This is a genomic window from Burkholderiales bacterium, assembly GCA_015075645.1.
Taxonomy (GTDB): domain Bacteria; phylum Pseudomonadota; class Gammaproteobacteria; order Burkholderiales; family Casimicrobiaceae; genus VBCG01.
The window spans coordinates 83,532-107,428 of record JABTUF010000004.1 but is presented as its reverse complement, the minus strand read 5'-3'; the positions used below and the strand labels follow the sequence as shown (position 1 = coordinate 107,428).

19 protein-coding genes and 1 pseudogene are annotated in these 23,897 nt (G+C 70.7%); 10 read left to right on the top strand and 10 right to left on the bottom strand.

Annotated elements, in window-relative coordinates; translation table 11 throughout:
• Positions 1 to 36: 36 nt before the first annotated feature.
• From HS109_10860 to HS109_10845, 4 genes are all read right to left on the bottom strand, one after another.
• Positions 37 to 645 (bottom strand): hypothetical protein, encoded by a 609-nt coding sequence (locus tag HS109_10860; GenBank protein MBE7522869.1) that lies wholly within the window; start codon positions 643 to 645, stop codon positions 37 to 39.
• A gap of 8 nt (positions 646 to 653) precedes the next feature.
• The gene (locus HS109_10855; GenBank protein ID MBE7522868.1) at positions 654 to 1,676 is read right to left on the bottom strand and encodes a Tim44 domain-containing protein; all 1,023 of its coding nucleotides are present in this window, start codon (positions 1,674 to 1,676) and stop codon (positions 654 to 656) included.
• A gap of 47 nt (positions 1,677 to 1,723) precedes the next feature.
• Complete coding sequence (ubiE, locus tag HS109_10850; protein MBE7522867.1) at positions 1,724 to 2,458, bottom strand: bifunctional demethylmenaquinone methyltransferase/2-methoxy-6-polyprenyl-1,4-benzoquinol methylase UbiE; 735 nt, start codon at positions 2,456 to 2,458, stop codon at positions 1,724 to 1,726.
• Between the two features lie 66 nt (positions 2,459 to 2,524).
• A complete protein-coding gene (locus HS109_10845; protein ID MBE7522866.1) occupies positions 2,525 to 2,902 on the bottom strand; it encodes a DUF971 domain-containing protein in 378 nt (125 codons plus the stop codon).
• A 95-nt stretch (positions 2,903 to 2,997) separates the two neighbouring features.
• On the opposite strand from HS109_10845, the gene HS109_10840 reads away from it, so the two are divergent.
• Positions 2,998 to 4,593, top strand: coding sequence for an MFS transporter (locus HS109_10840; GenBank protein ID MBE7522865.1), 1,596 nt, complete (start codon positions 2,998 to 3,000; stop codon positions 4,591 to 4,593).
• A gap of 500 nt (positions 4,594 to 5,093) precedes the next feature.
• Here the strand turns inward: HS109_10840 and HS109_10835 are convergent, their stop codons facing one another.
• The 3 genes and pseudogenes from HS109_10835 to HS109_10825 all read right to left on the bottom strand — a co-directional run bounded on the left by HS109_10835 (position 5,094) and on the right by HS109_10825 (position 6,800).
• A complete protein-coding gene (locus HS109_10835; protein MBE7522864.1) occupies positions 5,094 to 5,294 on the bottom strand; it encodes a hypothetical protein in 201 nt (66 codons plus the stop codon).
• Between the two features lie 43 nt (positions 5,295 to 5,337).
• Positions 5,338 to 5,636 (bottom strand): annotated as a pseudogene (locus HS109_10830) (IS5/IS1182 family transposase).
• 18 nt (positions 5,637 to 5,654) lie between these two features.
• On the bottom strand, positions 5,655 to 6,800 hold the full coding sequence (locus HS109_10825; protein ID MBE7522863.1) for a hypothetical protein: 1,146 nt from the start codon (positions 6,798 to 6,800) through the stop codon (positions 5,655 to 5,657).
• Here HS109_10825 and HS109_10820 point away from each other — a divergent pair.
• Positions 6,790 to 6,987: a hypothetical protein gene (locus HS109_10820; GenBank protein ID MBE7522862.1), complete on the top strand. Its 198-nt coding sequence runs from the start codon at positions 6,790 to 6,792 to the stop codon at positions 6,985 to 6,987. The two genes, HS109_10825 and HS109_10820, sit on opposite strands and share 11 nt — an antisense overlap.
• A gap of 123 nt (positions 6,988 to 7,110) precedes the next feature.
• Here HS109_10820 and HS109_10815 read toward each other — a convergent pair whose 3' ends face one another.
• From HS109_10815 to HS109_10805, 3 genes are all read right to left on the bottom strand, one after another.
• Positions 7,111 to 8,553 (bottom strand): sigma-54-dependent Fis family transcriptional regulator, encoded by a 1,443-nt coding sequence (locus HS109_10815; GenBank protein MBE7522861.1) that lies wholly within the window; start codon positions 8,551 to 8,553, stop codon positions 7,111 to 7,113.
• 43 nt (positions 8,554 to 8,596) lie between these two features.
• Complete coding sequence (locus tag HS109_10810; GenBank protein MBE7522860.1) at positions 8,597 to 10,903, bottom strand: PAS domain S-box protein; 2,307 nt, start codon at positions 10,901 to 10,903, stop codon at positions 8,597 to 8,599.
• A gap of 1,240 nt (positions 10,904 to 12,143) precedes the next feature.
• Positions 12,144 to 13,409 (bottom strand): universal stress protein, encoded by a 1,266-nt coding sequence (locus HS109_10805; protein MBE7522859.1) that lies wholly within the window; start codon positions 13,407 to 13,409, stop codon positions 12,144 to 12,146.
• A gap of 394 nt (positions 13,410 to 13,803) precedes the next feature.
• Between HS109_10805 and HS109_10800 the strand changes: the two genes are divergently transcribed.
• From HS109_10800 to HS109_10765, 8 genes are read left to right on the top strand one after another with little or no spacing between them, the layout of a single operon-like run.
• Positions 13,804 to 15,486, top strand: a complete 1,683-nt coding sequence (locus HS109_10800) for a cytochrome ubiquinol oxidase subunit I (protein MBE7522858.1) — start codon at positions 13,804 to 13,806, stop codon at positions 15,484 to 15,486.
• Positions 15,483 to 16,301: a c-type cytochrome gene (locus HS109_10795; GenBank protein ID MBE7522857.1), complete on the top strand. Its 819-nt coding sequence runs from the start codon at positions 15,483 to 15,485 to the stop codon at positions 16,299 to 16,301. The genes HS109_10800 and HS109_10795 overlap by 4 nt, the downstream gene beginning before the upstream one ends.
• On the top strand, positions 16,298 to 17,071 hold the full coding sequence (locus HS109_10790) for a cytochrome c (GenBank protein MBE7522856.1): 774 nt from the start codon (positions 16,298 to 16,300) through the stop codon (positions 17,069 to 17,071). Before HS109_10795 ends, HS109_10790 begins: the two co-directional genes overlap by 4 nt.
• A 5-nt stretch (positions 17,072 to 17,076) precedes the next feature.
• Positions 17,077 to 20,610 carry a molybdopterin-dependent oxidoreductase gene (locus HS109_10785; GenBank protein ID MBE7522855.1) on the top strand — a complete coding sequence of 1,178 codons (3,534 nt, stop codon included), beginning with the start codon at positions 17,077 to 17,079 and terminating at the stop codon, positions 20,608 to 20,610.
• Entirely contained in the window at positions 20,607 to 20,861 is a 255-nt protein-coding gene (locus HS109_10780; protein MBE7522854.1) for a hypothetical protein, read from the top strand. The genes HS109_10785 and HS109_10780 overlap by 4 nt, the downstream gene beginning before the upstream one ends.
• Complete coding sequence (locus HS109_10775; protein MBE7522853.1) at positions 20,854 to 22,128, top strand: nitrate oxidoreductase subunit beta; 1,275 nt, start codon at positions 20,854 to 20,856, stop codon at positions 22,126 to 22,128. The genes HS109_10780 and HS109_10775 overlap by 8 nt, the downstream gene beginning before the upstream one ends.
• Positions 22,125 to 22,877, top strand: coding sequence for a molecular chaperone TorD family protein (locus HS109_10770; protein ID MBE7522852.1), 753 nt, complete (start codon positions 22,125 to 22,127; stop codon positions 22,875 to 22,877). Before HS109_10775 ends, HS109_10770 begins: the two co-directional genes overlap by 4 nt.
• Complete coding sequence (locus HS109_10765) at positions 22,864 to 23,889, top strand: hypothetical protein (protein ID MBE7522851.1); 1,026 nt, start codon at positions 22,864 to 22,866, stop codon at positions 23,887 to 23,889. The genes HS109_10770 and HS109_10765 overlap by 14 nt, the downstream gene beginning before the upstream one ends.
• Positions 23,890 to 23,897: the final 8 nt, after the last annotated feature.

Genomic DNA, 23,897 nt, shown 5'->3' with positions numbered 1-23,897 from the left:
GCATTGCCGGGCTCGGAGTCCGCCCGGAAAAACCCGCTACGTTACCGCTTTCGGGCGCCGCCGTGGGCGCGGCCCGGTCGATTCGATCGCGGCGATGCGCTCGGCGAGCGCGTCCACGCGCGCCTCGGCTTCCGCCGTGCCGCAGGAGAACGCATCGAAGTCGGCGCGCCGCGCGACGACCTCGGACTCCGCGGCGAACTCGCCCAAGCTCGACGCCGCGTGCTTCGACAACGCGGCCGGGACGCCGAGGAGCGAGCGCCCGGCGTCCGCGATCGCCTGTCCCGCGATCGGGCCGAACGCGGAGGCGAGCGCTCGCTCGACCACCCACGGGAAGGTTTGCGCCAGTTCCCCCAGCGTCGCCGCCAGCGCGGGATCGCCGTCGTTCTCCACCAGTTCGCTCCAGCGAGCGGGGTCGGAGGCGATGAGCGGCAGCGAGAACGGCGAGGTCGTCACCGTGAGGGCCGGCGCCGCGCCGGCGGGCGCGGGCGCGAGCGCACCGTCGCTGCCGATCGCGAAGGTCGCCGACAGCGGACCCGCCGTCAGCGCGAAACTGCGTCCGGCGAACGCCGCGAGCTTGGCGCGTGCCCAGTCCTCGCGCGCCAGCGCCCGGTTCGCGAGGCCCGCCGCCAGATCCTCCGGCGACATGCCTGCGTTCACGAGGGCACGACCTGCTGCTGGATGCCGGCGACCCGCCAGCCGGCGCTGCCGTCGACCGGCTTCACCAGGTTCCACACCTCGTCGAAGGGCTCGAGCACCCCTCCCTCGCGCGCGGTGCCCGAGAAGCGAACGCTCACCCAGTGGTTGCGGCCCTCGGTCGCGACGTCGATGACCTCGGCGTCGACCTCGGCGATCTCGGTCGGCCGCGCCGCGCCGGAGAGGTCCATCTCGCGCGTGAGTTCGCGCAGCAATTCGGGCGTCATCACATCGGCGAGCGCCTTCGTGTCGTGCCGATCGTGGGCGGCCTGAACGGCGAGGAACTGCCTTTTCGCCTCGCGCGCGAAGCCCGCGGCATCGAAGCCCGCGGGCACGTGCGGCGCGGCGCCCATCGCGGGCACGCCGCCGTACGCCGGCTCGACGCGCGCGGTGCGCGGCGGGACCTGCGTCTCGTAGCCGCCCGGCGTGGAGCCGAGCCCCGCGCCGGCGCCGGCGTAGGGCATCGCGGCGCGCGCGGGGGCGCGCCGGCCGAACGCGAAACGCAGCAGCGCGATCGCGGCCACGACGAACAGCGCGATCAAAAGGACGCTCGCGAGTTCTTCCGAGAACCCGAGGTACGACGCGAGCGCGGCGAGACCCAGGCCTGCCGCGAGGCCGGCGATCGGCCCGAGCCAGCGCGACCGGCCCGAGGCTGCCTGCGCCGCCCCGGCCGTGTTCGCCGCGCCTTGGGTGGCCGCCGCCGGACGGGCGTTGGCTCCGCCGGCGGGAGGCGCCATCACCGGATTGCTCGCCGGGCCCGCGCCCGGAGGCGTGGCCGCTGCGGCGTTCGAGGTCGACGCGCCGGCCGGGCTCGCGGCGGGCGCGGAAGGCGCGGGCGACTGCGCAGGGGGCGCGGCCTGACGCTGCGCGCCCAGGCTGCGGCCGCCGGAGAGCCGGCGTGCGTCGGCGACGTCGGCCGCGACGAGCGCGGTGGCGACGGCGAGGATTCCGAGGACGGTGAGCTGTTTCACGTTCGACTCCATCGTGTGACGGGCGGCGGGGCGCCGCGCGAGGGTGTTCCCCCGATGTTTCAGTAGACCCGCCCGACGTGCAGCGCCACCACGCCGGCGGTGAGGTTGTGGACTTCGACCGCGTCGAAGCCCGCCTGTTCCATCATCGACTTCAGGGCTTCCTGGTCGGGGTGCATGCGGATCGACTCGGCGAGGTAACGATAGCTCGCTTCGTCCCCGGCGACCAGTGCGCCGAGGCGCGGCAGTACCTTGAACGAATACCAGTCGTAGGCCGGCGCGAGCGGCGCGGCGACCTTCGAGAATTCGAGGACGAGCGCCGCGCCGCCCGGAACGAGCACGCGCCGCATCTCGGCGAGCGCGGCCTCCTTGCGCGTGACGTTGCGGAGACCGAACGCGATCGAGACGCGGTCGAACGACCGGTCGGGGAACGGCAGCCGCTCCGCGTCGCATTGCACGACCGGCAGTTGAATCCCGGCGTCGAGGAGCTTGTCGCGGCCCTCGGCCAGCATCGCGTGGTTGATGTCGGTGAGCACCACGCGTCCGGTCGGACCTGCCGCCTGCGCGAACAGCCGCGCGAGGTCGCCGGTGCCGCCGGCGAGGTCCAGCACCCGCGCGCCCGCGCGGACCGCCGCGACGCCGATGGCGTAGCGCTTCCACAGCCGGTGCAGCCCGCCCGACATCAGGTCGTTCATCAGGTCGTAGCGGCGCGCGACCGAGTCGAACACGCCGCGCACGCGGCGCGTCTTCTCGTCGGGCGAGACGCGCTCGTAGCCGAAGTCGACCGGATCGGTCATCGCGACGGTGCGGCGATCGTTGCCGCGGCGCGCGCTGCGGAGGCGCGTGCGCGACGCGGGCTGCGGCTATCGGGGGTCACGCGACGCTCCCGCGGCGGCGAGCCGCTCGAGGTATCGCGCCCAGTTCTCGTCCTGCCGCTCGCCCAGGTCGTAGAGGTAGTCCCAGGAAAAGATGCCGCTCGCGTGGCCGTCGGTGAACGTCGGGCGGATCGCGTAGTGGCCGACCGCCTCGATCTCCGAGATGCCGACCTCGCGCTTGCCGACCTGCAGGGTCTCCTGTCCGGGGCCGTGCCCGCGCACTTCGGCCGACGGCGAGTAGACGCGCAGGTACTCGCAGGGCAGCCGGAAGGACCGGCCGTCGTCGAACGCGATCTCGAGCACGCGCGAGGCCTGGTGCAGCGTGATCGCTCTGGGGCGCGGCGTGGAAGGATCGAGTCCGGTCATGGAGCGGATGGCACGAAGGGCGCGAAGGCGGGATGGCTCGATTGTACGACGGGCGCCGGGAGGTCGGTCCGCGCGAATGAGGCTAGACTTCCGGCGTGCAGGAACGCCTGGCCTCGCTCGCGAATTCGTTCTTCGCCGGATCGCCGCTGCGCCACGCCGCGTACCGCTCGTTCTACGCGGGGTCGATCGCCGCGGCGCTCGGCTACACGATGCAGACGACGGTCGCCGCGTGGCTGATGGCGACGCTGACGCCGTCGGCGGTGATGGTCGCGCTCGTGCAGACCGCGAGCACCGCGCCGGCGCTGGTGTTCGGCCTCGTGGCGGGCGCGATGGGCGACATCATCGACCGCCGGCGCATCATCGTGGTCACGCACGTCGTGCTGGTGGCCCTGACCGCGCTGCTCGGCGTCGCCGAGCTGGCCGGACTCGTCGGACCGGCCGCGCTGCTCGCGGTCACGTTCCTGATCGGCGCGGCGTTCGTGTTCTACCAGCCCGCGCAGAGTTCGAGCGTCAACGACCTCGTGTCGCGCGCCGAACTGCCGCAGGCGGTGTCGCTCAACGCCGTGGCGTTCAACGTCTCGCGTGCGCTCGGGCCCGCGCTCGCCGGGGCGCTGACGGCGTGGGTCGGCACCGGGAGTGCGCTCCTCGCGAGCGCGGCGTTCTTCGTCGTGATGATCTTCGCCGCGCGCAGGCTCCCGGTGCGTCCACCCGCGCACCTGGGCGTCCCCGAACGCCTGCTCTCGGGCGTGCAGAGCGGCGTGCGCTACGTGCGCCATTCACCCGCGATGCGCGCGTTCATCATCCGCACGCTCTCGTTCTCCGTGTGCGCGAGCGCGCTGTGGGCGCTCCTGCCGGTGATCGCGCGCGACCAGCTCGCGCTCGGCGCCGGCGGGTACGGCCTGCTGTTCAGCATGTTCGGCCTCGGCGCGGTGACCGGCGCGATCGCGATGCCCGCGCAGCTCAAGGTGCGCACGCTCAACCGGACCGTGTTCAGCGGCATGGTGCTGTGGGCCGCCGCGAGCGTGCTGATCGCGGTGACGCTGGAGGTCGCGTTCGCCGCGGCCGGCGCGTTCGGCTGCGGCGCGGCGTGGGTCACCGTGCACGCGAGCCTGTCGACCGGAACGCAGACCACTGCGCCGGCGTGGGTGCGCACGCGCGCGGTCGCGATGAACCTCGTCGCCGTGCAGGCCTGCCTCGCGCTCGGGAGCCCGGTCTGGGGCGCGGTCGCCGCGGCCTTCGACACGCGCGTCGCGATGGCGCTCTCCGCCGCGATGCTGCTCACGCTCGTGCTGCTCAACCGCCGCGTGCGCGTGCGCATGGGAAGCGAAGCCGACGTGACGCCGGGCACGTTCGACGCGCTCGGGATCGACGAGGAACCCGGCCCCGACGACGGGCCGGTGCTGATCCAGATCGAGTACCAGATCGACCCGCCCGACCGCGAGGCCTTCGTCGACGCGATCCGCCGCGTGGGGCCGACGCGGCGACGCAACGGCGCGACGAGCTGGCGCGTGTTCCGCGCGATCGGCGTCGAGGGCCGCTACGTCGAGCGCTACGTCGTCGAGTCCTGGGCCGAGTACCTGCGGCTGCGCTCGCGCATGACGATGGCCGACCGCGCCGTGCTCTCGCAGGCGCAGGACCTGCAGTCGGCCGAGGTGCCGCTGCGGGTGTCGCGGTTCATCGGGGTCGATTGATTCAGTTGTCAGTTGACAGTTGGCAGTTGACAGGGGCGGCGGAGCGTCCGGTGGCGGCGCATCGAGCGCCGGGTTCAGGAGTCAGGAGTCGGGCGACAGAAGTCAGATGCGGCGGAGATTCCGGTGGCGGCGCATCGAGCGCCGATGCGCGATCCTCGCGGATCGGGCCGAAGATCCTCGTGGGTCCGGCTTGAGCCGGACGCCCTTCGCATCCATGCGCAGAACTGCGACGTCAGGAGACGCTGCGATCGACATCACGGCATCTTGTCATGCTGGGCATGGCTGCCGATCCACGCCCACAGGCAACCGCCGTCGACCTCCACCGCAAGCGCACGATAGTGCAGGCCAACACGCGCGGACCACACTCCCGAGCTTCTTGAAATGTAGCGACGGATGCGACGAGTCCGTTTTCAGCAACCGGAAGTTCTTGTCCGCGAGTTCACGAACCTCCGTCGGCAATGCGCTGTACTGCGCCCGGAATCGCGACGACGCCGAGTGTTTCACATCGGCCGGGTCTTTCCTGTGCGATGCTCGGCTAGCGCCTCCTCAACCAACGGATCGAGCTTTCCCGCAGCGGCATCAGCTTCGATCCGCCGATCCCACCGCGCATTTTCGTACGCGATGAACCAATCACGAAATGCAGCGAACGTCTTGTCATCAAGGCGCTCGATCTCCCGCTCGATCGCTCTGATGTCAGTCATGGCGAAGTTCTCCTCCGACCGCGCCGCCATTGCAGCGGCAGGCGCGGGCGCCTGGATCGGTGGTGCTCGCGTGGGTGTCGTTGCTTCGCGGCCGGCCCTTCCAGTCGGCCAGGGCATTGCGCCCGCCGTCGCCTGGCCGCTGGTCGTCCGACCCGTCCTTGGGTCGGAGCTTTTCTGTCTCGCCCACGCCTGGTTTAGCGTCCCGTCGACCGGGTAGTGCTCCATCGACAGCAGGCCCTGCCGATCGGCCAAGCGCAGGACCTCGGCGAAGAACCCCTCCACGACCCGGTGCGCCAGCAGCCGGGCGCGGCCCCTGGAGAAGGCCGAGTGATCCCACACCGCTTGACAGCCTCTCAGGCATCACGCCTTGCGCGCGCCCTCGCCGGCCAAACGCGAAGCGGGCAGTGCTTGGCGGCGTGCGCGAAGTACTTGTCGGTTGCAAGAAGCGTCGGATGTTCTCACGCTGCATCGCGCCGCGTAGTTCGCGCTCGATAAGCGCCTGGGCGAGCAGCGCAAAGAAGTATGGCGTGAAGCCTCGATGCGTCCCTCGTTCTTGAGGAACACCGGGGCGATCTCGCGCACGGTCTTGACCTGCTCGAAGCGCTTCTCGATAGTGGACCGGCCCTTGTGGGCCTCGAGCACCTGGGCGGCGGTGAGGTTGCGGTGGTTGCTGAGTAGCGGACACATCCCGTCGCTTCTGCGGTCGTAGGCGACGGCGTCCTCGTCGAGGCGATACTCGATGTCGAAGCGGCGGAGGGTGATGCGGCGGTAGGCGGTGTCAGGACCGGGGCGGCCACGCCGGGCCTGCTTGAAGCTGTGCTCCTCGCGCACCACGCGCTGCACCTTCAGGTAGCGGGCGACCCGGTACTGCTCGAGGATTTCCTGCACGCGGCGGTCGATCTCGGCGGCGCCGCGCAACCGCGCCCGGGCGCCGGCGAGGCGCCGGTGCAGCTGCTCGAGTTGTTCGGTGGCGGCGGCGACCCGGCGGTCGCGGGCGGCGCGCTGCTGCAGGGTGAGCAGCGTGCTCCACACCCAGGGGATGGGCCAGCCCTCCATCGAGGACAACTGCGGCCGGTACACGTACCAGCAATCCCGCGGGCCGTCGGCGTGCCGGACATTCGGCCGCTCCCGGACCAGTTCCCAGTCCGGGGTGTGGGACTGGATCCACTTGCGAAAGCGCGCATCCTCCTGGCGGCTTCGCGGCATCACGGTGACGAAGCGCCCGCCCGCAGCGTCGATGTGCTGCATGTTCGCGTACGAGCACAGCTTGGGGTCGGCGACGTACAGGAAATCGGACCGGCCGGCCACCGCGCGGTACCGGCCGCAGAAGGCCACCGAGGTCGAGTCGTCGTGCGGCCGATCAAAGGTCACGCCAAAGCGCCGCCCCACCGCGACCACCACCTCGGTGAGCAGCGCCGCGCGGTCGGCGTCGAAGAGTCGATCCAGGGCGCGGCCGATGCGGTCGTCTGACAATCGCCGCATCTGGTCGGCGTCGATGCCGAACATCCCCGCGGCGAAACCGTGGACCGTCTCCTGTCGGCGTGGCAAGCTCGTGCGCCGCCGTCTCTCGGCCGAGCAGGCCCGGCTCATGCGTCAGGCCCTCGCCAACTACCGCAAGGTCAAGAAGCTACTGCGTGCCTGGGAGAGCGAAACCGAACGACTCATCGAGGCCGAAGCGCCTCGCGATCACTGATCCCGGCGAGCGCTCCGGAAATTACCGGGAAATGCGTCCGGCGATGTGCGGAATGCAAGACCAGCAGCTCCAGAAGCAGCACCGACGAGCAATGCAACATTCCCAACCTCCATTTCGCCTATCCTATCCAAAGACCCTTGGAAGACGAATTTCGAGGGAAAGCTCAGAGTGCTCCTCGTGCGATTCACTTTCGTCCGGTGGCGCGTCCGCGGGGGCGACGAAGCCGAACTGCCGGATCATGCGGCGCAGGCGCGGCCGCGATACCCGGAGGATCTCGCAGGCCTGTCCGCGGTGCCAGCCCGTGGCTTCCAGCACGCGCAGGACGTGCGCCTTCTCGATCTCGAGCAGGCTGCGTTGCGCGACGGGCTCGGCCGGCTTCGCGATCTGGCCCGGGTGCGAGCAGAGGTGCGCGGGCAGCATGTCGCAGCCGATCGTCTCCGACGAGGACAAGGCGACCGCCTTCATCAGCACGTTCTCGAGCTCGCGCACGTTGCCCGGCCAATCGTACGCCTGGAAGCAGCGCAGCGCGTCGCGATGCATGCGCACCGTGCCGTGCCGCACTTCCCGATTGATGCGCACGAGCAACGCCTGCACCAGCTCGGGCACGTCCTCGCGCCGCTCGCGCAGCGGCGGCAGGTGAATCGTCACCACCTGCAGGCGGTAGTACAGGTCCTCGCGGAACGCCCCCTGCGCGACGCGCTCGCGCAGGTCGACGTTGGTCGCCGCGATCACGCGCGCGTTGGTTTTCTGCGGAGTCCGGCCCCCCAGCGGCACGAATTCCCTCTCCTGGAGCACGCGCAGGAGCTTCGCCTGGACGGCGGGCGACAGCTCGCTCACTTCGTCCAGAAAGATCGTGCCGTTGTTCGCCATGGCGAACTTGCCCGCGTGCCGCTCCACCGCGCCGGTGAAGGCGCCCTTTTCGTGCCCGAACATGTCGGACTCGATCAGCGTATCCACGAGCGCCGCGCAGTTGACCGCGACGAACGGTCCGGAGGGATTGGCGCCCGCGCGATGGATGGCGCGCGCCACCAGCTCCTTGCCGGTGCCCGATTCGCCGGTGATCAGGACGGTGACCGTGCTCTGCGCGGCAAGGCCGATGGTCTTGAACACCTCCTTCATCACGCGGCTGTGTCCGACCATGACTTCGCCGCCGGGCCGCGCTCCGCCCGGCGCCGGAACGACCAGCACGCTGTCTGCGTCCGCGTCGTGCGCGCGCAGCGCCTTGGCGACCGCGGCGTCCAGCTCGTCGATGTCGATCGGTTTCTGGATGTAATCGGTGGCGCCTCCCTGCATGGCCTGGATGGTGCTCTCCATTTCATGGAACGCGGTGATCATGATGACCGGCGCGGTGGGGCAGACCCGCTTGAACTCGGGCAGGGCCTGCAGGCCGGTGCGCCCCGGCATGCGGATGTCGAGAACCACGAGGTCGGGACGCAGCGCCCTCGCCGCGGCGAGCCCTTCCTCCGCGCTGTGCGCGACGTGGGCCGCGTGGCCCTGGGCACGCAGATGAAGCTGCAGCGTGCGGCAGCTCGCGAGGTCGTCGTCGACGATCAGGACCGCGCTCATGCGACGACCCCCTGCGCCGCGGCCAAGGCCAAAGCCCTCGGGCTCACGCCGCATCCCCCACCGGACCGACCGGCAGGGTCACCGTCGCGCAGGTCCCCCCGTGTGGAGCGGCGCGCAGCTCGAGCCGGCCGCGGTGCTGGTCGACGATGCGCTTGGCGATGGACAGGCCGAGGCCGGTCCCCTTGGCGCGGCTCGTGTAAAACGGCTCGAAGACGCGCTCGCGCAGCGCCGGCGGGATTCCGCAGCCGTTGTCGAGGACTTCGACGCAGATCTCGGCCGGCTGCGGCCCGAGGCGCAGCCGGGCGCTGACCACGACCTCGGGGGTGCGACCCGCGACACCCTCGGTCGCCTGCACCGCGTTCATGATGAGGTTGGAGAATGCCTGCCGCAGCTTGTTGGCGTCGCCGTGCAGCGTGGGCAGGCCGGGTTCACAGCGGGTCTCGACCCGCGCCTTGCGCTCCTCGATTTCGCGCTGGGCGAGCAGCACGGCGGCGTCGAGCAGCTTGCCCAGACTGAGCCAGGTCGGCTGCAAGGCGTCCGGGCGCGAATACGTCAGCAGGTCGGACAGAACCTCCTCCATGTAGCGCACCTGGTCGAGCGCGATGCGGTTGATCTCGTGCTCGCTGTCGGTCGGCGGCCGGCCGGTCTGCTTGCCGAGGATACCGAGGCTCATCTTGATGGTCGACAGCGGGTTGCGCAGGTCGTGCGCGATCATGCTCGCCGCCTGGCCCATGGCCGCGAGCGCCTGCGTTTCGGCGTGCCGGCGGTTGCTCGCCGCGACCTCCTCCTGCAGCCGCCGGCGCTCGGTGATGTCTTCGGCCTCGGCCAGGAAATGGGTCACGGCCCCGCGCTCGTCGCGGATCGGCGAGATCGCGATGTGCTCCCAGTACGTCTCGCCGTTCTTCCTGCGGTTGCACAGCTCGCCCCGCCATTCCGCCCCCGCGCGGATCGTGGCCCACAGCTTGTCGTAGGTCTCCCGCGGCGTCTGGTTGCTCTTCAGCATGCGCGGATTGCGCCCCCTCGCCTCGTCGAGCGTGTAGCCGGTCACTTGCGTGAACTTGGGATTGACGTATTCGATCGTGCCGGCGGTATCGGTGATCAGCACCATGGTCGGACTCTGCTCGACCGCGCGCGAAAGCTTCCTCAGCCGCTCCTGCGCCGTGTGGCGCGCCGCGATCTCGCGCTGCAACTCGCGGTTGGCGGCTTCCGCCTCGGTCTCGCGCGCGCGCGCGATCCGCGTCAGGCGGGTCGCGAGCGCGAGCAGCAGCGCGAGGGTGAGCCCTCCGGCAAGCACCGCCTGGGGCAGCGGCGAGCGCATCGCGGCGCGGGTCCCGGCCTGCGGCCAGATGCGCATCCGGCCGTCCGCGTTCGCCAGCCGGATGGCCGTCTCTTGCTCGAACGGCGAATCGGCATCGTCGAGCGCCTGCCCGCGCAGGTAGATCGTGCGCTCGCCCTCGAGGATCCGGATGCCGTACCCGGGGGCGATGTCCTCGCGCAGGATTTCGTCGAGCAGCGCTTGCACGCCGTACGCGGCGACGATCAGCCCGCCGAATCCGTGGCCGCCGAGGATCGGCACGTCGACCATCAGGACCTGCTGGCCCGCAGGACCCGCGACGAAGCGGGTGAGCGCGACCTGCCCGCGTCCGAGCGCGGCGCGCCACGCCGCCTGCACGGCAGCCGATCCCGGGTCGAGCAGCGCGCCGGCGGCGTCGGCCGACCGCACTTCCCATTGCACCTGGAGCAGCGGATCCACCCACGCGATGCTCAGGAGGCCGCGGTAGTGGCGCATGTAGTGCGCGGCGTCGGATTCCCACTCTTCGCGCGGCGGCTGGCCGCGCGCTTCCCAGCGCCGCGCCATGCGCAGCTGGGCGAGGATGCGCGCTTCCAGGTGCACGCGAAGCTCGTTGCGCACACGCTCGAGCTGGAGCGCGGTGGCGCGGCTGAGTTGCGCCTGCTCCTGGGCGAGCAGCGCCGCCCACAGACCGAGCGTCGCCGCGCTCACCGTCAACCCGATCAGCCAGGCGAGCCAGCGCGAAGCGAACCAGCGCGCGCCCCTCCCGGCCGAGTTCACCGGCGGAACGCACGCGGCCGGGCTCTGCCGTTGCAGACTGGAGGGTCCAAACGCCATCGGCATGACCGCTCCGACAAGGTGCCAACGCTCTACATTGTAGTCGCCGGCGCTGGTTCCCGGCGGGGCGGGGCGTGTGCGTTGGCGCGCGCGTCCCACCCCATCGCGCCGTCCTGGCACAACTGCGAACAGATTTCGCGGGCGCCGGCATGCCCGCTCACGATCCGCTCGCGGGTCGAGACGCCGTCGAGGTAGCTGGCGGCCAGGTGCAGGCCCGGCCACAGCCGCAGCCGTTCGCGGATGCGTCGCACCCGTTGCAGGTGGGCGCCGTGGTACAGCGGCAGGGCGCGCCGGTGATGCGCCACGTACACCGTTTCCGGCGTGCCCCGGAGCCCGAGCACCGGGGCGAGTTCGCGCAGCGCCGCGTCGGCCAGCCGCGTCTCGTCCCAGGCGCCGATGTGCGCGGCGCGCGCGCCGCCGAGGTACGCACTGAGCAGCGCCTTGCCGGCCGGCGCGCGGCCGCTGAACACGCCGCTCGTCCACTGGCAGCCGAGCAGCGCACCGCCTTCCGCGCGCGGGGCGAGAAAGCCCATGCCGTCGAGACGGCTGGCGACCGCGGCGCGGTCGAAACCGAGATGCACCACGGCGAGCGGCGCGTAGTCGATTTGCGCAATGAAGCCGGCGAGGGCGGGGTCGCTCGGCCCGAGCAACGCCGCCGCCTCCGCGCCGGGGACGCTCAGCACGACGTGCCGCGCGTGCACGCTGCGCTCGCCCGTCGTGCCGCGCCCCTGCGCGTGCCAGCCTCCCGCCTGACGCACGAGCGCGACCGCCGCGCAGTGCGTGCGCAGCCGCACGCCCGGTGCGAGCGCGAGCGCGTCGACCAGGGTCCGCATGCCGCCCTCGAACGAGAACAGCTCCATGGCCGGAGCGGCCTCGCGCCGGAGCTTGCGTACGATCACGCCGGCTGCGATGCTGCCGTAGCGGTCCTCGAGCGCCGCCAGCCGCGGCAGCACCGCCCGCGCCTGCGCCCGATCCGGGTCGCAGCCGAACGTGCTCGCCAGGAACGGCTCGAAGATCTTGTCCAGCGCCTCGCGGCCCAGGCGGCGCTCGATGAAGGCGCTTGCCGTTTCATCCTCGTGGCCGCCGCGCGGGACCAGCGGCTCGGCGAGCAGCCTCAGCCGACCCCGGCAGCTCCAGAACGGCGCGCAGGCGAGCGCGCCGGCGCGCATCGGCACCCGGGCGAGCGCCCCGCGCTGCATCACGAAGCGCGGCAGGTTGCCCGGCAGCGAGAGCTTCCTGGACGCGAGCCCGGACTGCGCGAGCAGCGCGGCGACCTCGGGACGGAAATTGAGCATCAGCGAGGCGGCGGTCTCCATCGCGTAGCCGCCCGCCCGGTGCGTGCGGATGACCCCGCCGGGTGCGCCGGCGCGCTCCCAGACCTCCACCGGCACGCCGCGCTGCGCGAGCCACCAGGCGACCGACAAGCCGGAGATCCCGCCGCCGACGACCAGCACTTCGGGGTTCAACGGTCGCTCTCGCCGGCCGGGCGCGCGGACGCGGGCGCGGCGTGGCGCAGATGGGGGCACAGCGCATTCACGGCCTCGAGCACGAGATCCCCGGTGACGATCGTGTGGTCGCGTTCCTGGGCGAAGCGCAGGATCGCGAGGCGCGCCATCGGGCGGGCGAACTCGGGCACGCGCGCCAGGCGCTGCTCGGCCTGCGCGGTCCAGCCGATGGTCGCTTCGGCGAGAAGCTCCGCGGGCGGCCGGTGCGCTCGCGCGCCCAACAGCACGGCGCAGTCGACCGCGCGCAGCAGGCGCTCCGCGTTGCCGCCGATGTCGAGCCCGGCGTCGGCGTGCACGCCGAGGCGGCCGACCATGAGCAGCGCGGGCCGCAGCTCCCGGACGTGCCGCGCGATGGCCACGCACGGCTTGCCCTCGAGCAGTCGGGTCTGGATGGGCACGCCGTGTTCGCGCGCCATCGACTCCGCCACCGCGAGGTGGCCCTCGTAGATGCGCGCGAGTCCGCCGTCGATGATCTCCTCGTGCAGGCGCTGCTGGGCCTCGAAGCGAAACAGCGCCCGCGCTTCGTCGGAGAGCACGCTGTTGAGGCGGCGAAACGCGGTGTAGTGGAAGTGCGGATCGTAGGCCGACACCGCGTGCAGCGGCGCGCGCAGGTGCCGCGCGAGCGCGAGCGCGCAGCGCAGCGCGCCCCAGGACTGCGCCGACCCGTCGAGCGCGACCAGGAGCGCGCCCTCCGCCAGCGCGCGCTGCGGCTCCTTGACGATCAGGCAGTCGATCGCGGCCCGGCGCGCGACGCGCTCGCACACCGTGCCGAGCTCGCCATCGGCACTCGCGCCGAGGCCGTTCGCGCCGAGCACGACGAGGTCGTGCCGCCCCGAGTTGGCCTCGTCGAGCAACGCACGGTAGTTCTTGCCCTCGAGGCTCAGCGGCGTGAACGCGATGCCGCGCGCCGCGCAGGCGCTTGCGGCGGCGTCCAGATACGAGTCGGAGATCAGCCGCAGCCCGCGCTCGATGAGCTCGTTGTGCACCGCGCGCTGCTCGCCGAGCCGCTCGTCTTCGCGGTACGGCTCGGGTAGCCCGCCCTCCATCTGGCGGAAACGCAGGTCGTGCAGGCGCGCCGCGTAGATGTGCGCCGCGGCGAGCCGGGCGCCGAACGCGGTAGCAAGCGCGAGCGCTTCGGCGAGCGCACGGTCCGAGCGGTCCGAGCCGTCGAGCGCGGCGAGAACGGCCCGGTACCCGGGTGCGGCGGCGGATTCGCTCGGCATGGCGCGCGCTGCGGGCGCGGCCGCGTGATCGGCGACAGACTGGCTCATGAGCGCTTCAGACCCCGTCGGCAAGTGTCTGCGCGCTTGAGGCAGAGATCGTGCCAGCAAGGGCGCGAGATCGTGCAGTGCGATTCGCCGTGAGGGCAGCGTGGCGTTGAACGAATCGTTCCGTCGCGCGCCGACATTCGCGCTGCGGATTGAGCAATTCGTTCAATCGGCGACCGCGAAACGCGACGGTGGTGGCCGCGGACGTCTGGTCCGAATGTTGCACGCGCCCGCCGTGGGGGAAGCGAGCGCGGGGGAGCGAATGGCGGCAGGCAATGCGACTCGAGCCTGGCGGCGCGGCGCCGCGCGTATGCTGGGCGCCGCGCCGGCCGTCTTGTGTGGCGCGGCGTTGGCCCAGACGCCCGAGTCGGCCGCCTATGCCACGATCCTCGGTATCGACAGCCGCCTCGCGGCCTGGATCGCGGCGCAACTGCACCTCGAGTTCGCGGCGTTCGTGCTCGCGGTGCCGATGTTCGCGCTGTTCATCGAGTACCTGGGGTGGCGGGCCGAGAAGACCGACCGCGTCGCCGCGCGCCGCCACGACTGGCTCGCGCACGAGATGGCGAGCCTGCTGCCGGTTGCGTACTCGCTGACCGCGATCACCGGCGCTTTGCTCGGCTTCCTGCTGTTCGCCGCGTATCCGGGTTTCATGCGCCACATGACGGGGGTGTTCGGCCCGACCTTCGTCGTCTATCCGCTGTTCTTCATCGCCGAGACGCTGTGCCTGTACTTCTGGTACTACGGGTGGAAGCGGTGGCAGGGCCGTTGGAAATGGTTCCACCTGCTGCTCGGGCTGCTGCTCAACGTCTTCGGCACCATCGTGATGTTCATCGCCGATGCGTGGGCGACGTACATGATGACCCCCGCCGGCGTGAACGAGCAGGGCCAGCTCGTGAGCCTGTTCGACGCCGTGTGGAACCCCGGCTGGATGCCGCTCAACATCCACCGCCTGGTCGCCAACGTCACCTTCGGCGCGCTGCTGTGCTCGGCCTACGCCGCGTACCGGCTGCTGCTGAGCGAAGACGCCCGCGAGCGGGCGCTGTACGACTGGATGGGCTACACGGGCAACCTGATCGCGCTGTTCACGATGCTGTTCCTGCCGTTTGCCGGTTACTACTTCGGCTTCGAGCTGTTCGCGTTCTCCGCCACCTACGGCGTGACGCTGATGGGCGGCGTGCTCTCGTGGCTGTTCATCATCCAGGCGATCGTGATCGCGGTGCTGTTCATCGGTGCGGCGTACTACTCCTGGCTCGGGCTGCTGCGCATCCCCGGCTCGCAGGCGCAGCAGCGCTGGAGTCCGGTGTTCAACGTGCTGCTCATCGCGGGCTTCGCGGTCTGGGCCACGCCGCACACGATGGCCGCGAGCATCGAGGAATCGACCGGCGGCTTCCATCCCGTGCTCGGGGCGCTCGGCGTGATGGCGCCGAAGATGATCGCGGTGACGCTGGTGCTGGTGGTGCTGTACGCGAGCTACCTGTTGTACCGCCGGGCCGGGCGCGAGCCGGCGGTCGCCTGGGCGCGCACCGGGACGAGGGTGGAGTGGGGGCTCGTCGGCCTGATGGCGCTCACCATCACCGCGCTCGGCATCTACGGCTATTTCGCGCCGGCGCACATCCGCATCAAGACGTCGATCTGGCAGATCTACGTGCTGATCGGCGGGATCGCAGTCACCTTCGCGCTCGACCAGGCGCTGCTGCGCGGGGCAAGGACGGTCGCGGCGGTGCGCTGGGGCACCTTGCCGCGCCGCGGCCAGTACGTGCTGGTGCTGCTCGCGGTCGTGATCGTGTGGCTGATGGGCCTCATGGGTTACGCGCGCAGCGGCGCGCGGCTCAACTGGCATGTGTTCGGGATCGTGGAAGACACGTCGCCCGGCGCGGGGCTGCCTTCGCTCGGCGAGGCGGCGCTGGTCATCACGCTGATCACCGCGATCTTCTTCGCGCTGCTCGCGGTGGCGTTCGCGATCGCCGGCATGGCGCACCGGACCGAGGAGCGCACACTGGTCGACCTCGCTCCGCAGGGACAGCCGCAGTGAGGAGCGCCGCCGCGTACGCCGCGCCGGCGCTGCCGGCGGTGATCGTGGTCGGATTCTTCGTCTGGTTCGCCAACTGGATTCCGCAGACGCGCTGGCAGCCGCCGCAGAAGCTCGCGATCACGGAAGCGATGACCCCCGCGGAGCTCGCTGCGCTCGGCGCGACGCTGGTTCGCCAGCGCGGCTGCATGACCTGCCACACCCTCGAGCCCGGCGCGGGCGTGAAGGGCGGCGGCCGCGGGCCGAACCTGGCCGACGTCGCCACGCGCCGCGCCAGGGGCGCGGCCGGCGGCCCGGGCGGCCTCGTCGAGTACCTGGTGCAGGCGCTGTACGAGCCGGGCGCGTACGTGGTCGAGGGCTACACCAACATCATGCCGCGCTCGACCGGCGTGCCCGCGAAGCTCAGCTACGAGGAGATCGTCGCCGTGGTCAACTACCTCCAGTCGCTCGGAGGGAAGCCGTCGGCCAAGATCGGCGAACTACCGCGGCCGGCCGGCGCGGCCGCCGCCCCGGCGCCGGCCGCCGCCGCGACGCTGGATGCGAAGGCGCTGCTCGGCACGCTCGGATGTCTCGGCTGCCACAGCCTCGAGGCCGGCAAGAAGGTGCTGGGGCCGAGCCTCGAGGCGGGCGGGCTGCGGCAGGTCGCGGCGGGGCGCAAGATGAGTCTCGAAGCCTTCCTGGTCGAGGCGATCGTCGATCCGAAGGCGTACGAGGCGAAGGAGTTCCCTGCGGGGATGATGCCGCAGGAATACGGCAGCATGCTGACGGCCGCGCAGCTCAAGTCGCTCATCGAGTACCTCGCCGGGAGCAAGCCATGAAGCGGCTGCGCGCGGCGTGGGCGCAGCTGCCGCTGCCCACCGGCGTGGTCCTGGTGGTGGCGGCGATCTACGTCGGGCTGAAGCTCGTGCGCCCGGTGATTCCGGGAAGCGTGATCCTGCTGTACATGGGGTTCGTCATCGCCGGCGCGATCATCCACGTCACCCTCGACGATGCGCGCATCCGCCGCTTCGTCGACTTCTTCGTGCAGGTGCCCGAGCGCGAGCCGCGCGCGATCCGTGGCCAGCGCTGGGCGCTGCTCGCGGTACTCCCGCTGGTGCTCGGCTGGTGGGTCTACGACGCACTGCGCCCGCACTACGCGCCGCCGGTAGAGATCTTCCAGCGCCACCCGACCGTGGGCGAAGAGGTGCTCAAGCGCATCGCGGTGCCGGCCTGGGCGGCGGATCCGGCCAAGTGGCGTGCCGAGGACGTCGCCGCCGGCAAGCGCGTCTACGAGGCGAACTGCGCGGTCTGCCACGGCGAGAAGCTCGACGGCCGGGGCCCCGCCGCGGACGCCTTCCGCTACCCGATCCGGCCGGCGGATTTCACCGACGCCGGCACCATCGCGCAACTGACGCTGCCCTACGTGTACTGGCGGCTGACCATCGGCGGCCTCCAGAACCAGTTCAACAGCGCCATGCCGAAATGGGTGGCCGGCGACGAGGAGCCCGACGCCTCGACGCTGCACGCGAACGACCTCTCGCCCGACGAGGCGTGGCAGGCGATCCTCTACATCTATCGCGCGAGCAACTTCGAACCGCGCAGGGAATAGCGTCCATGAGCAAGCTCACGCGCAGGCAGTTCCTGCAGCGCGCCGCGACCGCCGGCGGAGCGCTCGCCGGGCTGGCGGCGACCGAGCGTGCGTTTGCCGGCCGCACGCTGGTCGCCGCGCCGGGGATCGACAACCCGCTCGAGCACTATCCGGAGCGCGACTGGGAGGAGGTCTACCGCAACCAGTACGCGTACGAGCGCAGCTTCACCTACATCTGCGCCCCCAACGACACCCACATGTGCCGCGTGCGCGCGTTCGTGCGCAACGGCGTGGTGACGCGCATCGAGCAGAACTACGACCACCACCGCTACAAGGACCTGTACGGCAACCAGGCGACGGCGGCCTGGAACCCGCGCATGTGCCTCAAGGGCTTCACCATGCATCGGCGCGTGTACGGGCCCTACCGCGCCAAGGGACCGATGATCCGCAGCGGCTGGCGGCAGTGGGCCGACGCGGGCTTTCCGCCGCTGTCGGACAACCCGAAGCTGCGCAGCCAGTACCGCTTCGACGCGCGCGGCACCGACACCTTCGTGCGGGTGTCGTGGGACGAGGCGACGACCTACGTCGCCAAGGCGCTGATCGCGATCGCGCGCACGTACAGCGGCGCGGAGGGCAGGCGCCGGCTGGTCAAGGACGACGGCTACCCCGAGGACATGCTCGAGCACTGGGACGAGGCCGGCACGCGCACCATGAAGCTCGGCAGCTCGCTGCCGCCGCACGGCGTGATCGGCAAGTTCGGCACCTTTCGCATGGCCAACATGCTCGGGCTGCTCGACGCGCAGGTGCGCAAGGTGGGCCCCGACAAGGCGAAGGGCGCGCGCGAATGGTCCGAATACACCTGGCGCGGCGACCAGGCGCCGGGCCAGCCGTTCGTCCATGGCCTGCAGACCTCGGACATCGACCTCAACGACCTGCGCTTCACCAAGTTCACCGTGCAGGTGGGCAAGAACCTGATCGAGAACAAGATGCCCGAGGCGCACTGGCTCACCGAGATCATCGAGCGCGCCGGGCGGATCGCGGTCATCGCGCCGGAGTACAACCCGGCGGCGAGCAAGGCCGACTACTGGATCTCGGTGCGCCCCGGGCTGTCGGACACCTCGATCTTCCTGTTCGTCACGCGCTACCTGATGGACAAGGGCTGGTACGACGAGGCCTACGTCAAGCAGTTCACCGACTTTCCGCTGCTCGTGCGCACCGACACGCTCAAGCGGGTGAAGCCGCAGGAGGTCATCGCCGGCTACCGCAACAAGGACATCTCCAAGGGCCCGGGAATGGCCATCCACGGCCTGACCGCCGAGCAGCGCGAGCGGGTCGGCGACTTCCTGGTCTGGGACGGCAAGGCGGGCGGCGTCAAGCCGGTCAGCCGCGACGACGTCGGCAAGCACCTCGCCGCGCAGGGCATCGAGCCGCGGCTCGACTGGAAGGGCAAGCTGCGCCTCGTCGACGGCAAGGAAGTCGAGGCGATGACGGTGTGGGAGATGTACCGCGTGCACCTGCGCGACTACGACCTCGACACCGCGAGCGACATCAGCGGCGCGCCGAAGGACCTGCTCGAGCAGCTGGCGAAGGATTTCGGCCGCCGCTTCTGGGACCCGGATTACAAGGGCAAGCCGCGCGAGGCCTACCCGATCGCGGTCCACTACGGCGAGGGGATCAACCACTACTTCCACGCCACGCTGCACAACCGCGCGGTGTGCCTGCCGCTGATGCTGGTGGGCAGCATCGGCATTCCCGGCTCCGGCGCGCACACCTGGGCGGGCAACTACAAGGGGGCGCTGTTCCAGGGCTCGCTGTGGTCGGGCCCGGGCGTGGGCGGCGCGTACGTGGAGGAGGATCCGTTCAAGCCGGTGCTCGACCCCAAGGCGAAGATCGGCCGGGAAAACGTTCGCGAGTGCCTGCACGGCGAGGAGATGAGCTACTGGGGCTTCGGCGAGCGTCCGCTGATCGTCCAGACCCCCGCGGGCCGCAGGAACTTCACCGGCAAGACCCACATGCCGAGCCCGACCAAGCTCATGTGGTACAACAACGCGAACCTGATGAACCAGGCGAAGTGGATCTACCACCTGCTGGTCAACGTCAACCCGAAGATCGATTGCATCATCGATCAGCAGGTGGAGTGGACCGGTTCCGCCGAGTACGCCGACGTGGTCCTGCCGGCGAACACCTGGCTCGAGTTCGAGACCCGCGAGTGCGGCGTCTCGTGCTCGAACCCGTTCCTGCAGATCTGGGGCGGCGACGGCATCAAGCCGCTGTACGACTCCAAGGACGACGGCATGATCTTCGCCCTCGTCGCGGACAAGCTCGCCAAGCTCACCGGCGAGCAGCGCTTCCGCGACTACTGGAAGTTCATGCTGGAAGGCAAGCCCGAGGTGTACATACAGCGCGTGCTCGATGCCTCGTGCACCACCCAGGGCTACCAGGTGAGCGACATCCTCGCCGGCAAGTACGGCGAGCCGGGCGCGGCGCTGCTGCTGTTCCGCACCTACCCGCGGGTCGCGTTCTACGAACAGATCCACGACAGCCTGCCCTTCTACACCGACACCGGGCGGCTCAACGCGTACACCGACATTCCCGAGGCGATCGAGTACGGCGAGAACCTGGTCGTGCACCGCGAGGCGCCGGAGGCCACGCCCTACCTGCCGGGCGTGATCGTCTCCTCGAGTCCCTTCGTGCGGCCGAACAACTACGGCGTGACGCCGCAGATGCTGCAGGCGAAGCCGCTCGACGCGGACCTGCGGGCGGTGGCCAACAACAAGCTGCCGTGGAAGGAGGTCAAGGCGACCAAGAACCCGCTGTGGGAGCAGGGCTACCGCTTCTACTGCATGACGCCCAAGAGCCGGCACACGACGCACTCCTCGTGGGCGACGGTGGACTGGAACTGGATCTGGAGCACCAATTTCGGCGACCCGTACCGCATGGACACGCGCCAGCCCGGCGTCGGCGACTGGCAGGTGCACATGAACCCGCAGGCGGCGAAGGACCTCGGCATCGAGGATGGCGACTACATCCACGTGGACGCCAACCCGGTCGACCGGCCGTTCGCCGGCTGGAAGGAATCCGACCCGCGCTACAAGGCGTTCCGACTGTTGACGCGCGTGAAGTACAACCCGGCGTATCCGTACAACGTGGTCATGACCAAGCACAGCGCCTGGATCGCCAGCGAGCGCACGGTCAAGGCGCACGAGACGCGGCCCGACAAGCGCGCGCTCGCGGCCGACACCGGCTACCAGTCGAACTTCCGCTACGGCTCGCACCAGAGTGTGACGCGCGGCTGGGCGCCGCCGATGCACCAGACCGACAGCCTGTTCCACAAGAAGGTCGGCGGCATGGGCTTCGTGTTCGGCTTCGACGTCGACAACCACGCGGTGAACACCGTGCCCAAGGAGACGCTGGTGCGCATTCAGAAGGCGGAGCCCGGCGGGCTCGGCGGCAGCGGCGTGTGGGAGCCGGCGGCGAGCGGGTACTCGCCGGCGCACGAAAGCGCGTTCGCCGCGCGCTACCTCAAGGGCGAGGCGGTCAAAGTGAAAGGCAAGGCGTGACGAAACCGGCGGAGCAGGGCGACCCGATGGCGCTGGTGGGCGTGAGCGTTCCGGCGGGCGACCCGACGGCGATGGCGCGCTGCCTGATCGAGGAGTATCTGCTGCTCGGCTGGGACGAGCGGCGGATCGGCGCGCTGTTCGCGCGTCCGGGCTATCGCGCCACGCACGGGCTGTACCGCACGCTCGGCGAGGAGCGCTTCCGCGCGCTGATCGGCGAGGTCTTCGCGCAATGGGGGACCCGCGATGCCTAAGGTCCACAACTGGCAGCTCGGCCGGCCGATGGAGTACCCCTACCGCGCGGCGCATCCGCGCGAGCAATTCGTGTTCGTCTTCAACATCAACCGCTGCATCGCCTGCCAGACCTGCACCATGGCGTGCAAGTCCACCTGGACCTTCTCCAAGGGCCAGGAGTACATGTGGTGGAACAACGTCGAGACCAAGCCCTACGGCGGCTACCCGCAGTTCTGGGACGCGAAGCTGCTCGAGCTGCTCGACGCCGCGCACCGCGACGCGGGACGCGAGGCGGCATGGGACCCGTCGAAGCAGGACCCGAAGACCGGTCCGTACGGCGTGTACGAAGGCATGACGGTGTTCGAGGCGGCGCGCGCCGCGGACCGCCGCGATGCGGTCGCGCTGGGCTACGAGCCGACCGACCTCGAATGGCGTTTCCCGAACATCTACGAGGACACCGCCACCGGCTCGCAGAACCAGCGGGCCTCGCTCAACCTCAAAGCCGCCGTGCTCCCCGAGCACGAGACCTGGTTCTTCTACCTGCAGCGGCTGTGCAACCACTGCGCGTACCCGGCCTGTCTCGCCGCCTGCCCGCGCCGCGCGATCTACAAGCGCGGCGAGGACGGCATCGTGCTGATCGACCAGAAGCGCTGCCGCGGCTATCGCAAGTGCGTGGCGGCCTGTCCCTACAAGAAGCCGATGTTCCGCGCCACCACGCGGGTGTCGGAAAAGTGCATCGCCTGCTACCCGCGCATCGAGGGCAAGGATGCGCTCACCGAAGGCGAGCCGATGGAGACCCGCTGCATGGCCGCCTGTGTGGGCAAGATCCGCATGCAGGGGCTGGTCGAGATCGGCACCGACGGCGCCTGGGTCGAGCAGCCGGACAACCCGCTCTACTTCCTCGTCAAGGTGGAGAAGGTGGCGTTGCCGCTGTACCCGCAGTTCGGCACCGGGCCGAACGGCTACTACATCCCGCCGCGCTGGGCGCCGCGGGCCTACCTGCGACAGATGTTCGGACCGGGCGTGGACGAGGCGATCGAGCGCTACACCCGCCCCTCGCGCGAGCTGCTCGCGGTGCTGCAGCTCTTCCGCGCCAGCCAGACCGTGGTGTCGCGCTACAAGATCGTTCCCGGCCCGAAGGTGTTCGAGGCCACCGTGGGCGGCCGCAAGTGGGAGATGTACAACGACACCGTCATCGGCTACGGCCGCAGCGGCAAGGAGGTCGCGCGCGTGACCGTCGAGGAGCCGAAGATCGTGCGTTCCGACAAGCACTACAACTCGATATGAAGGCTTCGCTCGCGCCGCACCGCAGCAGCGTCTACCGCTACCTGTCGCTCGCCTTCGCGGACCCGCAAGCCGCGCAGCTCGCGGAGCTGCGCCGCGAGGTGGCCGGACTCGAGTCGGACCTCCGCACGCTCGGCGACGCGGTGGCGCTCGCGCAGGCGCGGGCGTGGCGGACGCTCCTGCCGCGGCTGCGGCCGCGGCGCTGGCTCGCGGCGCACGTGCAGTGCTTCGGCCACGCGATTTCGAAGGAATGCCCGCCGTACGCGGCCGAATACGACCAGGCCAACCTGTTCCAGAAGACGCAGACGCTCGCCGATATCGCGGGCTTCTACCGCGCGTTCGGCCTGCAGACCGCACCGGCGCTGCACGAACGCGCCGACCATGTGAGCGTCGAGCTCGAATTCATGCACTTCCTGTGTCTGAAGGAGGCGCACGCGGCCGAGCGCGGGGAAGCGTCCGACCGCGCCGCGCAATGCCGCGCGGCGCAGGCCAAGTTCCTCGGGCAGCACCTTGCGACCTGGACGCGTGGCTTCGCGCAGCGCCTCGCCGTGGTCGCCGGCGAGGGGCCGTACCGGTCGCTCGCGCTGCTGCTGGAGGCTTTCGTCGCCGCCGAGGCGGCGCGGCTCGAGGTGCCGGAAGGCGGAGGCGGCCGCTTGAACGAGGCACCGGAAGCGTCCGACGGAGCGTGCGCGGCGCGATGCGGCGCGCCGGCGGCGGCCGGAGGAAGCGAGGTGAACCATGCGTGCATCTAGGCCGAACAGCGGGCGCCGCTCGTGGCTCGCCATGCCGCTTGCCGCGCTCGGCGGCTGGCTCGCGTCGCCGGCGGCTCGCGCGCAGTCCGCGGACAAGGCAAGTCTGCTCGCGCGGCCGGTGGACAAGATCCCCGACGACCCCGACGCGCAGGCCTGGCAGGAGTCCGACGTGCTCGACGTGCCGCTCGCTGCGCAGGCGGTCGTCAAGCCGCGCCGCTACGATGCGGGAGTGAAGGCGCTCACGGTGCGCGCGCTGTACAGCGCCGAGCGCCTCGGCCTGCGCCTGGAGTGGCGCGACACCGAGCGCAACGCGATGGAAGGCGGGGCGCAGGCGTTCCGCGACGCGGTCGCGATCGAGTTTCCCTACGATCCGGCCAAGGGCATTCCCTTCTTCGGCATGGGTGAGCGCGAACGCCCGGTGGTGATCTACCAATGGAAGGCGGACTGGGCGGCAGACGCGCCCCCGGACGTCGACGAGAAGTACCCGCAGATGGCGGTCGACTGGTACCCGTTCTCCGCGCGCGCCGCGAACGAGATCGCCGAGGCAGCCGACTACGGCAAGGACGGCGCAGACAAGGCGTTCGTGCCCAGCCGCTGGGTCGGCAATCCGCTGATGGACCCCGCGCTCGCAGGCAAGCACGCCGCCGAAAAGCTCGTCGCGCACGGCTTCGGCACGCTCGAGCCGGTCGCCGCCGATGCGCAGGACGCCGAAGCGAAGGCGCTATGGAAGGACGGCGTCTGGAAGACCGTGATCTCGATCCCGCGCGCTCAGGACGCGTTCAGCTTCGACCGCGGCAAGACCTTCCCGGTCGCGTTCGCGGCCTGGAACGGCGAGAAGATGGAGCGGGGCGGCGAGAAGTCGGTTTCCACCTGGTACTTCCTGAGCCTCGAGCAGCCCACCGGCGTCGCGACCTACCTCGCGCCGCTGGCCGTGATCGCCGGTGTGTTCGCCGCCCAGGTCGCCGGCTTGCGCCGGCTGCGAGGCCGCTCCCGCAGCGCGGACGGGAGTTGAGCGCGCCG

Coding starts and splice junctions, on each gene's coding strand:
- HS109_10805 (MBE7522859.1), bottom strand. CDS start 13,409: ATGCCGAGCGAATCCGCCGCCGCACCCGGGTACCGGGCCGTTCTCGCC.
- HS109_10825 (MBE7522863.1), bottom strand. CDS start 6,800: ATGTTCGGCATCGACGCCGACCAGATGCGGCGATTGTCAGACGACCGC.
- HS109_10775 (MBE7522853.1), top strand. CDS start 20,854: ATGCCTAAGGTCCACAACTGGCAGCTCGGCCGGCCGATGGAGTACCCC.
- HS109_10815 (MBE7522861.1), bottom strand. CDS start 8,553: ATGAGCGCGGTCCTGATCGTCGACGACGACCTCGCGAGCTGCCGCACG.
- HS109_10845 (MBE7522866.1), bottom strand. CDS start 2,902: ATGACCGGACTCGATCCTTCCACGCCGCGCCCCAGAGCGATCACGCTG.
- HS109_10860 (MBE7522869.1), bottom strand. CDS start 645: ATGTCGCCGGAGGATCTGGCGGCGGGCCTCGCGAACCGGGCGCTGGCG.
- HS109_10785 (MBE7522855.1), top strand. CDS start 17,077: ATGAGCAAGCTCACGCGCAGGCAGTTCCTGCAGCGCGCCGCGACCGCC.
- ubiE (MBE7522867.1), bottom strand. CDS start 2,458: ATGACCGATCCGGTCGACTTCGGCTACGAGCGCGTCTCGCCCGACGAG.
- HS109_10790 (MBE7522856.1), top strand. CDS start 16,298: ATGAAGCGGCTGCGCGCGGCGTGGGCGCAGCTGCCGCTGCCCACCGGC.
- HS109_10765 (MBE7522851.1), top strand. CDS start 22,864: ATGCGTGCATCTAGGCCGAACAGCGGGCGCCGCTCGTGGCTCGCCATG.
- HS109_10770 (MBE7522852.1), top strand. CDS start 22,125: ATGAAGGCTTCGCTCGCGCCGCACCGCAGCAGCGTCTACCGCTACCTG.
- HS109_10835 (MBE7522864.1), bottom strand. CDS start 5,294: ATGACTGACATCAGAGCGATCGAGCGGGAGATCGAGCGCCTTGATGAC.
- HS109_10820 (MBE7522862.1), top strand. CDS start 6,790: ATGCCGAACATCCCCGCGGCGAAACCGTGGACCGTCTCCTGTCGGCGT.
- HS109_10855 (MBE7522868.1), bottom strand. CDS start 1,676: ATGGAGTCGAACGTGAAACAGCTCACCGTCCTCGGAATCCTCGCCGTC.